This window comes from Streptomyces sp. NPDC058459 (genome assembly GCF_042721685.1).
Lineage (GTDB): Bacteria > Actinomycetota > Actinomycetes > Streptomycetales > Streptomycetaceae > Streptomyces.
Genome location: NZ_JBHXLV010000171.1, coordinates 1 through 14085 on the forward strand (window position 1 = coordinate 1; position 14085 = coordinate 14085).

Here is a 14085-nt window from a genome sequence, read left to right on the forward strand (position 1 = left end):
GCGGATGCCCGCCTCGGGCATCCGCAGCCGCTCGCTTTTCAGGCCACGACCGGAGCAGTCAATGACGCAAATGATCTCCCCACCAGTGCAAAGGCGTTCTAGGCTCTTTCCTACCGCCGAGTCGCGCAGTGCGGGGACGGGCACCGCACACGCACCGGAGCGCCAGCGGTACGCGAGCGACACCCAAGACAGAGGGTGCCGCCGGGCAAGGAGGGCCGCATGACCGTACGGCGAGTAATGGGCATCGAGACGGAGTACGGCATCTCCGTCCCCGGCCACCCCAACGCCAATGCCATGCTCACCTCGTCCCAGATCGTCAACGCCTACGCGGCGGCGATGCACCGGGCCCGCCGGGCCCGCTGGGACTTCGAGGAGGAGAACCCGCTGCGCGACGCGCGAGGCTTCGACCTCACCCGGGAAGCCGCCGACTCCAGCCAGCTCACCGACGAGGACATCGGCCTCGCCAACGTCATCCTCACCAACGGCGCCCGGCTCTACGTCGACCACGCCCACCCCGAATACAGCGCCCCCGAGGTCACCAACCCGCGCGACGCCGTCCTCTGGGACAAGGCGGGCGAACGCATCATGGCCGAGGCCGCCGAACGCGCGGCCGCGCTGCCCGGCGCCCAGCCCATCCACCTCTACAAGAACAACACCGACAACAAGGGCGCCTCCTACGGCACGCACGAGAACTACCTGATGAAGCGGGAGACCGCCTTCTCGGACATCGTGCGCCATCTGACGCCCTTCTTCGTCTCCCGCCAGGTCTTCGCGGGCGCCGGCCGCGTCGGCATCGGGCAGGACGGCCACGAACACGGCTTCCAGCTCAGCCAGCGCGCCGACTACTTCGAGGTCGAGGTGGGCCTGGAGACCACCCTCAAACGGCCCATCATCAACACCCGCGACGAACCCCACGCGGACGCCGAGAAATACCGGCGCCTCCATGTGATCATCGGCGACGCCAACCTCTCGGAGATCTCCACCTACCTCAAGCTGGGCACCACCGCACTGGTCCTGTCCATGATCGAGGACAACTTCATCGCGGTGGACCTCGCCGTGGACCAGCCCGTCCGCACCCTCCACCAGGTCTCCCACGACCCCTCCCTGGGCCACCTCATCACCCTCCGCAGCGGGCGCACACTCACCGCCGTACAGCTGCAGATGGAGTACTTCGAGCTGGCCCGCAAATACGTCGAGGAGCGCTACGGCGCCGACGCCGACGACCAGACCAGAGACGTCCTCGTCCGCTGGGAGGACACCCTCACCCGGCTGGAGAGCGACCCCATGAGCCTGGCCGGGGAACTCGACTGGGTCGCCAAACGGCAGCTCATGGAGGGCTACCGCCGCCGCGACGACCTCGACTGGGACGCGCCCCGGCTGCACCTGGTCGACCTCCAGTACGCCGACGTACGCCCCGAGAAGGGCCTCTACAACCGCCTGGTCGCCAAGGGCCGCATGAAGCGGCTGCTGGACGACGCGGAGGTCGAGCGGGCGCGGACCAAGCCGCCGGAGGACACCCGCGCCTACTTCCGCGGGCGGTGCCTGGAGCAGTACGCGGACGACGTGGCCGCGGCCTCCTGGGACTCGGTCATCTTCGACCTCCCCGGCCGTGATTCGCTCCAGCGGGTGCCAACCCTGGAACCGCTTCGCGGAACGCGAAATCACGTCAAGGAGCTGCTGGACCGGTGCCGGACCGCCGACGAGCTGGTCAGGGTGCTCTCCGGCAATTGAAACCCCGGCCCGGGGCATTGATTCGGCTCCCTCCGCAGGGTGGAAATCCCGGCGTCAGGGAATCATCGAGATGGCCCCCGTACGTTCCTGGAACTACGGGGCCGATGTCGGACCCGGCTTGTAGGGTCTGATCATCAGCGAACGGCGAACTGAGCGGGGTGAGGGTTATGGCGACCAAGGACACCGGCGGCGGCCAGCAGAAGGCCACACGCTCCACCGAAGAGGTCGAGGAGCAGACCCAGGAGGCACAGGGCTCCGAAGACCTCAAGGAACGACAGGAAAAACTGACCGACGACGTGGACTCGGTGCTCGACGAAATCGACGATGTACTCGAAGAGAACGCCGAGGACTTCGTGAGGTCCTTCGTTCAGAAGGGCGGGGAGTGATTTTCCCTTCGAATCGAAGGTGAGGTCACGGGAGTCAGGGTGAGTCAAAAGGTGGGGGAGCGGCGCTGCTCGCGCTGTCAGCGTTTCCTGGACAGGGGGGCGTTCGCGAGCAACAGGGCGATGCCCGACGGCCTCCAGGCGTATTGCCGGGAATGCTCTGCGGAGTACTACCGGCAGCGTCAGGAGGCCAAGGGCAGGACCGTACGCGAAAAAGGCGTGGCCCCTCAAGGGCACAAGCGATGTCCGCAGTGCGCCATCGTGAAGCCGCACGCTAAATGGGAGCGGAACAAGTCCTCGTCCGACGGCTGGGCGAGTTACTGCCGGTCGTGCCGCAAAGCGCGGAACGAGGAAAGCCGCCTCAAACGCATGTATGGCCTCACTGGAGCCGAACGTGACGCCATGGTGGCCTCTCAACGCGGGCTCTGTGTGATCTGTCTGAATGCCCCGGCCGCACATGTGGATCACTGCCACAAGACGGGTAGGGTCCGTGGCGTACTGTGCTTCAACTGCAATTCGGCCATCGGCAAGCTGGGGGACGACCCCGAGGCCGTACGCCGGGCCGCCGACTATCTGGAAGGAAACTCGTGGAAGCCAATACTCGTGGCACCGGGCGTCTACCAGCTGCCTTCCTGACGCCTGGGTCGTCCTCCTTCATGGACTTCCTGTCGGACCACCAGCCGGAGCTGCTGCCGGGCAAGCGGACGCTGCCGCCCGTGCAGGGCGTGATCGAGGCCCCGCACGGGACGACGATCGTGGCCGTGACGTTCCCCGGCGGTGTGGTGCTCGCCGGTGACCGCCGGGCCACCATGGGCAACGTCATCGCGCAGCGGGACATCGAGAAGGTGTTCCCGACGGACGAGTACTCGGCGGTCGGCATCGCCGGCACGGCGGGCCTGGCCGTGGAGATGGTGAAGCTCTTCCAGCTGGAGCTGGAGCACTTCGAGAAGGTCGAGGGCGCCCAGCTGTCGCTGGAGGGCAAGGCGAACCGCCTGTCGACGATGATCCGCTCCAACCTCGGCATGGCCATGCAGGGCCTGGCCGTGGTGCCGCTGTTCGCGGGGTACGACCTGGACCGCGCGAAGGGCCGCGTCTTCTCGTACGACGTGACCGGCGGCCGCAGCGAGGAGCACAACTTCGCGGCGACCGGCTCGGGCTCGGTGTTCGCGCGCGGTGCGATGAAGAAGCTGTTCCGCGGCGACCTGACCGAGGAGGAGGCCACCACCCTGGTGGTGCAGGCGCTGTACGACGCGGCCGACGACGACTCGGCGACCGGTGGTCCCGACGTCGCCCGCCGGATCTATCCGATCATCACGGTGATCACCGACGAGGGCTTCCGCAGGCTGACCGAGGACCAGGCGTCCGAGCTGTCGCGCGCGGTGCTGCAGCGCCGGCTGGAGGAGCCGGACGGTCCGCGGGCCGCCCTGCTCTGAGCGGGCGTCCGGTCTTCGCAGTGAGGTGATCCAGTGACCATGACAGAAAGGGACGGATAACCGGTGTCGACGCCGTTCTATGTCTCACCCCAGCAGGCCATGGCGGACCGCGCCGAGTACGCCCGCAAGGGCATCGCGCGCGGTCGCAGCCTGGTGGTCATGCAGTACGCCGACGGCATCGTGTTCGTCGGCGAGAACCCGTCCCGTGCGCTGCACAAGTTCAGCGAGATCTACGACCGGATCGGCTTCGCGGCCGCCGGCAAGTACAACGAGTACGAGAATCTGCGCATCGGTGGTGTGCGGTACGCGGATCTGCGTGGCTACACCTATGACCGTGACGATGTGACCGCGCGCGGCCTGGCGAACGTGTACGCGCAGACGCTGGGCACGATCTTCTCCTCGGCGGCCGAGAAGCCGTACGAGGTGGAGCTGGTGGTGGCGGAGGTCGGGGAGACCCCTGACGGTGACCAGATCTACCGGCTGCCGCATGACGGTTCCATCGTGGACGAGCACGGTTCGGTGGCGGTCGGCGGCAGCTCCGAGCAGATCAGCACCTTCCTGGACCAGCGGCACCAGGACGGGATGAGCCTCGCGGAGGCGCTCAAGCTGGCGGTGCGGGCGCTGTCGCGGGACACCAACGGCGGTGAGCGGGAGATTCCGGCGGAGCGTCTCGAGGTGGCGGTGCTGGACCGGACACGTCCGCAGAAGCGGAAGTTCAAGCGGATCGTGGGTGGTCAGCTGTCGCGGCTGCTGGCGGCGAACGGCGCGGCGACGGAGGCGGAGAGCGCGGACGATCCGGACGACACGCCTGGCGCGTCGGGTGGTTCGGGTGGTTCGGGTTCTGCGAAGGAGTGAGGCGCGCGCCGCGCGATGTTTTCAGGTGCCCTCGGCCGGTCTCCGGTCGGGGGCACTTCGTGTCGGTGCCGCGGGAGGGGCCTCAGGAGGGCCGTGGTGGGGCCGTGGAGGCGCGCGGGATGAGCTGGACGGGAATGTCCCCGTGCTCCGGCTCCCGGCCGTCCAGGACGGCGAGGAGGGCTTGCATGCCGCGTTCGCCGAAGAGTTCGGCGTCGAGGCGGACGGTGGTGAGTTCGGGGTCGAGGGCGGTGGCGAGGGCGAGGTCGTCGAGGCCGGTGACGGAGATGTCGTCGGGGACGCGCAGGCCGAGCCGGCGCAGGGCCTTGTAGGCGCCGGCGGCGAGTTTGTCGTCGTCGCAGACGATGGCGGTGGGGCGGGGGCCGGGTGCGCCGAGGGCCGCTTCGGTGGCGGCTCGGGCGGCGTCGATGGCGATGGGCGCGTGGGCCGTGGCGAGCCGGGTGCCTGGTACGTCGGCGAGGCGGGCGGCGAGTTCGCGGGCGCGGATCTCGAAGGTCCAGGAGGGCACGTCGGCGGCGAGGTGGAGGAGGTGGCGGTGGCCGATGCCGAGGAGGTGGTCGGTGACCTGGCGGACGCCGTCGGTGATGTCGAGGTTGACGGTGGCGGCGCCGAGGCTGCCGGCGGGGTCGCTGTCGAGCATGACCAGGGGCAGTCGGTCGCCGCTGATGGCCGTGAGGGCGTCGGCGGCCATGGAGGAGGCGATGACGCCGTCCAGGGCGGCCTGGGCGCTGGCGAAGGGGTCGCGGGCGGGGCCGACGCCTTCGGGGGAGGGGTAGAGGACGACGCCGAAGCCGTGTTCGGCGGCGACGCGGGCGGCTCCGGTGTAGACGCCGGCGAAGAACTCGGTGGTGAGGGCGGGGACCACGAGGAGCACGGTGCGGGTGTGGCCGAGGCGGAGGTTGCGGGCGGCGAGGTTGGGGCGGTAGCCGAGGTCGGTGGCGGCCTGGCGTACGCGCTCGGCGGTGGTCTCGGAGACGCGGCCGCGCCACTTGTCGCCGAGGACGAGGGAGACGGCGGCCTGGCTGACTCCGGCCGCTCGGGCGACGTCACGGCTGGTCGGGCGCGTGCTGCTGTGTGCCACCGGGGGCGTGCTCCTCTGGGTGCTGTGTGGACGGCCGGACAGCGCACATGGTACGTATGGAAGCGCTAGTTATACGTAACACTTCGGAGACGTCGCGGCGGTGGTCGGGGGTGCCGGAGCGGCCGCTGAAGGGGCGGGGACATGGCGACGGGTTATCTGGAGATCCTGCGGGCGCGGCATGCGCTGCGCCTGCTGACGGGGACGCTGGTGGGCCGGCTGCCCAACGCGGTGGCGCCGATCGCCATGGTGCTGTTCGTGCGCGCGGAGGGCGGTACGTACAGCCTGGCGGGCGCGCTGGCGGCGGTGTACGGGGTGGCGAACGCGGTGGGCCAGCCGCTGCTGGGGCGGCTGGTGGACCTGTACGGGCAGCCGAGGGTGCAGTTGCCGGCGGCGGTGGCGTCGGCGCTGGCGATGGCGGGGTTCGCGTTCTGCGGGATCGGGCCGCTGGGACTCGCGTACGCGCTGGTGGCGCTGTCGGGGCTCTGCACACCGCCGCTGGAGGGCGGGCTGCGGGCGCTGTGGCCCTCGGTGCTGCGCCGGGGGGACCAGGTGCACACGGCGTACGCGCTGGACGCGGTGGCGCAGGAGGTGATGTTCACGGCCGGGCCGCTGCTGGTGACGCTGTGCGTGTCGGTGTGGTCGGAGCGGGCGGCGCTGCTGGTGCTGAATCTGCTGGGGGTGCTGGGGGCGCTGTCGGTGGTGGTGTCGGCGCCGTCGCGGGCGTGGCGCTCGGAGCCGCGGGAGGCGCACTGGCTGGGTGCGCTGCGCTCGCGGGGGCTGCTGGCGCTGCTGGGGGCGTTCCTGTTCGTGGGGATCGCGATGGGGTCGATCACGGTGGCGTCGGTGTCGTACGCGGACGGGCACGGCGGTGACGCGGTGTACGGCTGGATGATGGCGGGGCTGGGTCTGGGCGCGCTGGCCGGCGGGACGGTGTACGGGGCGCGGCGGTGGTCGGGGGTGCCGGAGCGGCGGCTCAGGGTGCTGGTGGCGCTGCTGGCGGTGTGTTACCTGCCGTTGCTGTCGATGCCGGGACCGGTGGCGATGGTGCTGCTGTCGGTGGTGTCGGGGGTGTTCCTGGCGCCGTGCATCGCGTGTGCGTTCATCATCGTGGACCGGCATGCTCCGGCGGGGACGGTGACGGAGGCGTTCTCGTGGCTGGTGACGACGTTCATGGTGGGCGCGTCGGTGGGGACGGGGCTCGCGGGGCCGGTGGTCCAGTCGGGTGGCGCGTCGTGGGGGTTCGCGCTGCCGGGGGTCGCGGGAGGTGTGTCGTTGCTGGTGCTGCTGGCCACGGGGCGGGTGCTGGCGGCTCCCGCCGGGGCTGGTGTGGTTGCGGCTTCTTCGGAAAATGATCCAGATCGTGCTGCCGAACCCCGTTTCAGTTCAGGGGATCGGGCGTAATGTTCAGTCATGGACCGCCGCATTTTCGGGCTGGAGAACGAGTACGGCGTCACGTGCACGTTCAGGGGACAGCGGCGTCTGTCTCCTGACGAGGTGGCGCGGTACCTCTTCCGCCGTGTCGTGTCATGGGGCCGCAGCAGCAATGTCTTTCTGCGGAACGGTGCCCGGCTGTATCTCGACGTGGGCTCACATCCGGAATACGCGACACCCGAGTGTGACAATGTGACCGAGCTGGTCACTCACGACAAGGCCGGCGAGCGCATTCTCGAGGGACTCCTGGTGGACGCGGAACGACGCCTGCACGAGGAGGGAATCGCGGGCGACGTCTACCTCTTCAAGAACAACACCGACTCGGCGGGCAACTCCTATGGTTGCCACGAGAACTATCTGGTGGCGCGGCACGGGGAGTTCTCCCGGCTCGCGGACATCCTCATCCCGTTCCTGGTGACCCGGCAGCTGCTGTGCGGCGCGGGCAAGGTGCTCCAGACGCCGCGTGGTGCGGTGTACTGCGTGAGCCAGCGGGCGGAGCACATCTGGGAGGGCGTGTCGTCGGCGACGACACGTTCGAGGCCCATCATCAACACCCGTGACGAGCCGCACGCGGACGCCGAGCGTTACCGGCGGCTGCATGTCATCGTGGGTGACTCGAACATGTCCGAGACGACGATGCTGCTGAAGGTCGGTGCCACCGATCTGGTGCTGCGCATGATCGAGGCGGGCACGGTCATGCGGGATCTGACGCTGGAGAACCCGATCCGGGCGATCCGTGAGGTCAGCCATGACATCACCGGCCGGCGCAAGGTGCGTCTCGCCAGCGGCCGGGAGGCGTCGGCGCTGGAGGTGCAGCGCGAGTACTTCGACAAGGCGGTGGACTTCTGCGACCGCCGGGGCATCCGTACGGGCACGGTCGCGCAGGTGCTGGAGCTGTGGGGCCGGACGCTGGACGCGATCGAGTCGGAGGAGCTGGACCGGATCGGTACCGAGATCGACTGGGTGATGAAGTACAAGCTCATCGAGCGGTACCGCGAGAAGCACAACATGACGATGTCGCATCCGCGGGTCGCGCAGATAGACCTCGCGTATCACGACATCCACCGGCGTCGTGGGCTGTACTACCTGCTGGAGAGGAAGGGTCAGGCTGCGCGGATCTGCAATGACCTGAAGATCTTCGAGGGCAAGTCGGTGCCGCCGCAGACGACTCGGGCGCGGCTTCGCGGTGACTTCATCCGGCGGGCGCAGGAACAGCGCCGGGACTTCACGGTCGACTGGGTGCATCTGAAGCTCAACGACCAGGCGCAGCGCACGGTGTTGTGCAAGGACCCGTTCCGTTCGGTGGACGACCGGGTGGAGAAACTGATCGCCGGAATGTAGGAGCGGCCTCTCCGGTCGCGGCTTTCGGCGCTGTATTCCCGTCAGCGCCACACGGGCGCCGTACGTTTACCGTACGGCGCCCTTGGCACGTCGTAGAGTTGCGCGCACCCATCCGCAAGATCGACCGATTACGAGGCATCCCCCGTGCGCCGACGCTCACTCCTCCTGGCCGCAGTTCCCGCTGGACTGGTCACGCTCGCCGGGTGCGGCGACGGCGATGCGAAGTCCAGCAAGACGTCCGCGTCTCCGTCGCCCTCGCCGTCGTCGCCTCCGCCGCCGAAGGTCGTGGACGGTCCGCTGCCGGCGATCACGGCGGGGACGAAGTTCGGTGAGAAGCCCACGGTCGCCAAGGGGTCGGGGGACCCGTCGAAGGATCTGGCGGTCCGTACGGTGATCGCGGGCAACGGCCGTACGGTGGCGGAGAACGACTTCATCAAAGCCGACTACCTGGGCCAGATCTGGAGCTCGGGCAAGGTCTTCGACAGTTCCTACGACCGCAGTCCGCTGGTGCTGCAACTGGCTCAGGGCAGCATCATCGACGGCTGGCGGTACGCGCTGACGGGGAAGAAGATCGGCAGCCGGGTGGAGATCGCGGTGCCGCCGACCTGGGGGTACGGGCCCTCGGGCAATGAGCAGGCGGGGATCAAGGGTACGGACACACTGGTGTTCGTGATCGATCTGCTGGACTCCTACAACGCCAAGAGCTCGGCGAAGGGCAAGGAGGTCCCGCAGACGGACACGGCGCTGCCGAAGGTGGCCACGAACACGGACGGCGATCTGCCGAAGGTGACGCTGCCGAAGTCGGACCCGCCGAAGAAGCTGGTGTCGAACTACGTCCTGGAGGGCGACGGGGACGCGGTCACCCAGAAGCAGGCGATCCTGTGCCAGTTCCAGGGGCTGGAGTGGCAGGGCGGCAAGACGTTCCAGAAGACGTACGGATCGGGGCGGCTCAGTCAGTTCTCGGTGGAGCAGATGGAGCAGGTCGTCAAGGGGCTTGCGCAGGGGGTCACGGGGAAGAAGGTCGGCAGCCGGGTGCTGGTCGTGGTGCCGCCGGACCTGGGTTACGGCGACAACCCGCCGAGCGGGAGCGGCATCGCGAAGGGCGCCACGCTGGTCTTCACGGTGGACATCCTGGCGGCGATGTAGCGCTCCGGGTGCCCGCGCTGCGGGGATGACAGACTGTCCGTGTTTCGTTTCGTACACACGCAGGAGCTTTTGACGTGAGCATCGACAAGCCCGAGGTCGACTTTCCGGGCGGCGAGCCGCCGAAGGACCTTGAGATCAAGGACATCTGGGAGGGCGACGGCGAGGCCGCCGAAGCGGGCGACTTCGTCAAGGTGCACTACGTGGGTGTCGCGTTCTCCACGGGTGAGGAGTTCGACGCGTCCTGGAACCGCGGCACGCCGCTGGACTTCAAGCTGGGTGCCGGCCAGGTCATCCAGGGCTGGGACAAGGGTGTGCAGGGCATGAAGGTCGGCGGCCGTCGCCAGCTGGTCATCCCGGCGCACCTCGCGTACGGCGACCGGGGTGCCGGTGGCCGGATCGCGCCGGGTGAGACGCTGATCTTCGTCTGCGACCTGGTGGGCGTCGGCAAGCGCTGACCTGAGCCGGTCTGATCGGTTCTGACCGAAGTGGGGCCCGCGCCGGGTGCGCGGGCCCTTCTTCTTTGACCCTTGTCGTCCGCATTGGCCCTTCTTCTTTGCTTCGGCTTTTGCCGCGCCACCCGGGAGCGGTACGGTCAACGATCGGAAGCAGCTGAGGGAAGGTGTAGGGCGTCGATGGCCATTGCCAAGGCCGAGCGGCTGATGAACCTCGCGCTGTGCCTGCTCGGCACACGGCGGCCGCTCAGCAAGCGCGAGCTGCGCGGGTCCGTCGAGGCGTACCTGGAAGCGGGGTCGGACGACTCCTTCAACCGCATGTTCGAGCGGGACAAGGACGATCTGCGCGAGCTGGGCCTGGTCATCGAGACCGTGGAGAACATCGAGGGCGAGGTCGGCTATCTCGCCCGCCGGGACAGCAACCGGCTGCCCGCGATCACCCTGGACGCCGAGGAGGCCGCGGCCCTGGGGCTCGCCGCCAAGGTCTGGCAGCAGGCGAGGCTGGCCGGCGCGGCGAGCGGCGCCCTGCAGAAGCTGCGTGCGGCGGGACTCCCCGAGGACGTCGACCCCTACGGCTCGCACGGCGCGCTGGAGCCCCGCATCCCGGTGCACGAGGCCGCGTTCGAGCCGCTGATGCTGGCCTGCCGGGACCGCCGCCCGGTGGTCTTCGAGTACCGCAAGGCGTCCGCCGCGCACCCCGAGACCCGGCAGGTCGAGCCCTGGGCGCTGGAGTGCTGGCGCGGCCACTGGTACCTGGCGGGCCACGACCGTGAGCGGGGCGCGGAGCGGGTCTTCCGGCTGTCCCGGATCACCGGCAAGGTCCGGGCGCGCGGTACTGGTTTCACCGCGCCGGTGCCGGACGTGGTGACCGTGCGGGAGACCGTCCGGCGCTGGGCGGGGGAGACCGCCGACCGCTCCGCGCTGATCCGGCTGCGCGCGGGGGCCGGCTACCCGCTGCGGGCCAGGGCCACCAAGGTGCGCGAACTGGGCGGCGGCTGGGACGAGTTGGAGATCCCGTACGGGCACGGGCTGGACGCCTGGCTGGTGGAGTTCGGGCCGGACGTGGTGGTACTGGAACCGGCCGAGCTGCGGGCGGACGTCGTGGACCGGCTGCGTGCCGTGGCCAAGGGCTGAGGGGAGCGGAACCAACACCATGGCAGGCAAACCGGCCAGGCCCGTGAACGCCATCGACCAGACCCGGCGGATGCTGTCGCTGGTCACGTATCTGCGTGAGCGCCCCGGCGCCCGGATCGCGGACGTGGCCCGCGCCTTCGGCATCACCGAGGACGAGCTGGTCTCCGACCTGGACGTGCTGCCCATGTGCGGCACCAGCTTCCGCGGCGGCGATCTGCTGGACATCGACACCGACGGCGAACGCATCTGGTGGCACAACCCGGCGGCGCTCGGCGAGGACGCGGCCGAACCGCTCAGGCTCGCCGCCGACGAGGCGACCGCGCTGCTGGTGGCCGCCCGCGCGGTGGCCACCCTGCCCGGACTGCGCGAGAGCGACCGGCAGGCGCTGGTGCGGGCCACCGCCAAAGTGGAGACCGCCGCCGGTGAGGCTGCCGGGGCCAGCTCCCGGCTGTCGGTGACCTTCGAGTCCGAGGGCGGTGTCTTCGCCGACGTGGACCGGGCCATCTCCGAGCGCCGCCGGCTCTGGGTGCGCTACTACTCCCCGGCCCGTGACGAGCTGACCGAGCGGGAGATCGACCCGATCCGCCTGGTCAGCGTCGGGCACACCTACGTCGAGGCGTGGTGCCGCCGCTCGGAGGCGCGCCGCACCTTCCGGCTGGATCGGGTCGCGGAGATCCGGATTCTCGACGAGCCGGCCGCGCCGCCCGAGATAGAACCGCGCGACCTGTCCGAAGGGCTGGTGCAGCCCGCCGCCGAGGACCCGGAGGTCGTGGTCGAGGTCGGCCCCGGCGGGCGCTGGGTCGCCGAGTACTACCCGCACGACACGGCCGAGGAGCTGCCCGACGGCGGGCTGCGCATCACGCTGCGCACCCCCGACCCGGCCTCCCTGCGGCGGCTGGCCCTGCGGCTCGGCCCGGACGGCCGGATCGCCTCGCCGCCCGACCTCGCCGACCGCGCCCGCCGGGCCGCCCGCGAGGCCCTGGCGGCGTACGAGGGGCCGGAGCACACGTCGTGAACGAGACCTCGGCGCCGGTGACGGGCGGTGTGACGGCGGCCGCAGCGTTCGCCGGGATGCGCGGCGTCGTGCCCGTGGTGTTCAAGGCGGCCTGTCCCGGCTGCCGGGCCCGGTTCGAACTCGCCGCGGGCGCGTTGCGGCTGGCCGTCGGGGGCTCCACCCGCACCACGTTCTACTCCTTCACCTGCCCCGGGTGCGGCACGGCGGTGCGCAAGCCCGCCGGGGAGCGGATCGTGCAGCTGCTCAGCGGCGCCGGGGTGCGGACCCTGCGGCTGCACTCCACCGGGTAGGACGGTCTAGGCTCCTCCCATGTTCTGGCCGATGTTCGCCGTAGCCGTGGGTTTCCTGGGTATCGCCGTCCTGGGGGTGCTCGCCGTCCGGGTGTTCCTCGCGGCACGGCAGCTCGGTGTCCAGGTGGCCGACTCCGGGCGCCGGATCAGCCGGGCCGCGGAGGATCTGGAACGGGCCGCGGCGAACACCGCCCGCGCCGCCGAAACGCTCTGACCTGCGAAGCCGTCCGAACGCCGGAAACGCCACAAACGATTTGCGTCACTTCGCCCTGTCCTGTGGGACAGGCGTGCGGGTACGCTGCTGGTCGCGGTGCGGAGAACGAGGCGCGTACCGCCGACCGGGAGTACGCACGGGGATTGCCTCTCGTTTACCCCTGAGCGTTACGATCGCTGCCGGCCGACCATCCGGACGCGTGTCCGACCGGTCGGACAGCACCCCCACCCCCGCCTCGGTGAGAAGGTAGTAACTCATGGGCATCGGACGGCTCGGTCCTACCGAGATCATCCTCATCCTCGTCGTCGTGTTCCTGCTCTTCGGCGCGAAGAAGCTTCCCGACATGGCCCGCTCGCTGGGCAAGTCCGCCCGCATCCTCAAGAGCGAGGCCAAGGCGATGAAGGAGGAGAACAACACCACCGCCCCGGCCGCCCCCCCGCACCCCGGCGAGCAGCCTCCCGTGCAGCGCACCATCCAGGCCGCCCCCGGCGACGTGAACAGCGCCCGTCCGGTCAACGAGCCCACGGACACCACCCAGCGCTGACCCGTGGCCGTATTCCGGCCTGCCGCACGAGATGAGGACGTGGGTTGCCCAAGTCTGCCCGCAAGAAAGAGAAGGACCCCGAGGGCCGGATGCCCCTCGTGGAGCACCTGCGTGAGCTGCGCAACCGGCTCGCGAAGGGCATGTTGGCGATCACGGTCGTCTCCGTGGTGGCCGCCTTCTACAGCCAGAACCTGATGTCCTTCCTCTCGCGTCCGGTCCCTCGCTGCACCGGGGGTCTGGGGGAGTCCACCGGAGGCTCCTGCGCCGTCATCGCCTACACCGACCTGCTGTCGCCCTTCACCACCACGGTGAAGGTCTGCTTCATGGCCGGCGTGGTGCTCTCCAGCCCCGTCTGGCTCTACCAGCTGTGGGCGTTCATCGCACCGGGCCTGCACCGCAACGAGCGCAAGTACACCTACGGGTTCGTGGCCGCGGCGGTGCCGCTCTTCATGGCGGGCGCCTGGCTCGCCTACACGATCCTGCCGATCAGCATGCGGGTGCTGCTCGGCATCACCCCGGACGGCTCGGCGAACATCCTGCCGATGGACAAGGTCCTGGACTTCATCGTCCGGATGATCCTCATCTTCGGCGGTGCCTTCGAGCTTCCGCTGCTGCTGGTCATGCTGAACTTCGCCGGTGTGGTGACCGGGCGCCGCATGGCCGGCTGGTGGCGCGGTGTGGTCATGGGCGTCTTCGTCTTCGGCGCTGTCGCCACCCCCACCACGGACCCCTTCGGCATGATCGCGCTGGCCGGCCCCATCGTGGTGCTGTACTTCATCGCCGTCGGCGTCGCCCTGCTGAACGACCGGCGCCGCGCGCGTGCCGAGGAGGCCGTCGAGCTGGACGACGACGAGGCGTCGCCGCTGGACCACCGGCCGGAGCCGGTCGGCGGCCCCGAGCGGCTGCCCGCCGCGGTGCCCGGGCAGGCCCGCCAGACCGAGGCCCTGCCGCCGGCCCGGCCCGACGGCTACGACGACGTCACCTGAGCGCACGACGACCCGCGACGAGGGGCCGGAC

General features: G+C 69.8%; 16 protein-coding genes. 15 read left to right on the plus strand and 1 reads right to left on the minus strand.

Annotated features, from left to right (window positions below):
* The first annotated feature begins 219 nt into the window (after window positions 1–219).
* The 5 genes from dop to prcA all read left to right on the plus strand — a co-directional run bounded on the left by dop (window position 220) and on the right by prcA (window position 4402).
* Window positions 220–1731 carry a depupylase/deamidase Dop gene (gene dop, locus ACFWN1_RS25185; protein ID WP_384366163.1) on the plus strand — a complete coding sequence of 504 codons (1512 nt, stop codon included), beginning with the start codon at window positions 220–222 and terminating at the stop codon, window positions 1729–1731.
* Window positions 1732–1898: 167 nt separating this feature from the next.
* Window positions 1899–2117, plus strand: a complete 219-nt coding sequence (locus tag ACFWN1_RS25190) for a ubiquitin-like protein Pup (protein ID WP_030812711.1) — start codon at window positions 1899–1901, stop codon at window positions 2115–2117.
* 120 nt (window positions 2118–2237) lie between these two features.
* Window positions 2238–2750, plus strand: coding sequence for an endonuclease VII domain-containing protein (locus ACFWN1_RS25195; protein WP_384366167.1), 513 nt, complete (start codon window positions 2238–2240; stop codon window positions 2748–2750).
* Entirely contained in the window at window positions 2702–3547 is an 846-nt protein-coding gene (gene prcB, locus ACFWN1_RS25200) for a proteasome subunit beta (protein WP_384366170.1), read from the plus strand. The genes ACFWN1_RS25195 and prcB overlap by 49 nt, the downstream gene beginning before the upstream one ends.
* A gap of 63 nt (window positions 3548–3610) precedes the next feature.
* Window positions 3611–4402 (plus strand): proteasome subunit alpha, encoded by a 792-nt coding sequence (prcA, locus tag ACFWN1_RS25205; RefSeq protein WP_384366173.1) that lies wholly within the window; start codon window positions 3611–3613, stop codon window positions 4400–4402.
* 82 nt (window positions 4403–4484) lie between these two features.
* Here prcA and ACFWN1_RS25210 read toward each other — a convergent pair whose 3' ends face one another.
* The gene (locus tag ACFWN1_RS25210; protein ID WP_384366176.1) at window positions 4485–5501 is read right to left on the minus strand and encodes a LacI family DNA-binding transcriptional regulator; all 1017 of its coding nucleotides are present in this window, start codon (window positions 5499–5501) and stop codon (window positions 4485–4487) included.
* 141 nt (window positions 5502–5642) lie between these two features.
* Between ACFWN1_RS25210 and ACFWN1_RS25215 the strand changes: the two genes are divergently transcribed.
* The 10 genes from ACFWN1_RS25215 (at window position 5643) to tatC (ending at window position 14054) form a co-directional block, all read left to right on the plus strand.
* Window positions 5643–6902, plus strand: coding sequence for an MFS transporter (locus ACFWN1_RS25215; protein WP_384366179.1), 1260 nt, complete (start codon window positions 5643–5645; stop codon window positions 6900–6902).
* 9 nt (window positions 6903–6911) lie between these two features.
* Entirely contained in the window at window positions 6912–8273 is a 1362-nt protein-coding gene (gene pafA / locus ACFWN1_RS25220) for a Pup--protein ligase (protein ID WP_384366182.1), read from the plus strand.
* A gap of 144 nt (window positions 8274–8417) precedes the next feature.
* Window positions 8418–9419, plus strand: coding sequence for an FKBP-type peptidyl-prolyl cis-trans isomerase (locus tag ACFWN1_RS25225; RefSeq protein ID WP_384366185.1), 1002 nt, complete (start codon window positions 8418–8420; stop codon window positions 9417–9419).
* A 74-nt stretch (window positions 9420–9493) separates the two neighbouring features.
* Entirely contained in the window at window positions 9494–9874 is a 381-nt protein-coding gene (locus tag ACFWN1_RS25230; protein ID WP_384366188.1) for an FKBP-type peptidyl-prolyl cis-trans isomerase, read from the plus strand.
* A gap of 177 nt (window positions 9875–10051) precedes the next feature.
* Window positions 10052–11005 carry a helix-turn-helix transcriptional regulator gene (locus ACFWN1_RS25235; protein ID WP_384366190.1) on the plus strand — a complete coding sequence of 318 codons (954 nt, stop codon included), beginning with the start codon at window positions 10052–10054 and terminating at the stop codon, window positions 11003–11005.
* 19 nt (window positions 11006–11024) lie between these two features.
* Entirely contained in the window at window positions 11025–12020 is a 996-nt protein-coding gene (locus ACFWN1_RS25240) for a helix-turn-helix transcriptional regulator (RefSeq protein WP_384366192.1), read from the plus strand.
* 56 nt (window positions 12021–12076) lie between these two features.
* Window positions 12077–12310: a hypothetical protein gene (locus ACFWN1_RS25245; protein ID WP_384366198.1), complete on the plus strand. Its 234-nt coding sequence runs from the start codon at window positions 12077–12079 to the stop codon at window positions 12308–12310.
* A 19-nt stretch (window positions 12311–12329) separates the two neighbouring features.
* Complete coding sequence (locus ACFWN1_RS25250; RefSeq protein ID WP_384366195.1) at window positions 12330–12524, plus strand: hypothetical protein; 195 nt, start codon at window positions 12330–12332, stop codon at window positions 12522–12524.
* Window positions 12525–12786: 262 nt separating this feature from the next.
* Window positions 12787–13068 carry a Sec-independent protein translocase subunit TatA gene (gene tatA, locus ACFWN1_RS25255; protein ID WP_384366200.1) on the plus strand — a complete coding sequence of 94 codons (282 nt, stop codon included), beginning with the start codon at window positions 12787–12789 and terminating at the stop codon, window positions 13066–13068.
* An 89-nt stretch (window positions 13069–13157) separates the two neighbouring features.
* Window positions 13158–14054: a twin-arginine translocase subunit TatC gene (gene tatC, locus ACFWN1_RS25260; RefSeq protein ID WP_384366203.1), complete on the plus strand. Its 897-nt coding sequence runs from the start codon at window positions 13158–13160 to the stop codon at window positions 14052–14054.
* Window positions 14055–14085: the final 31 nt, after the last annotated feature.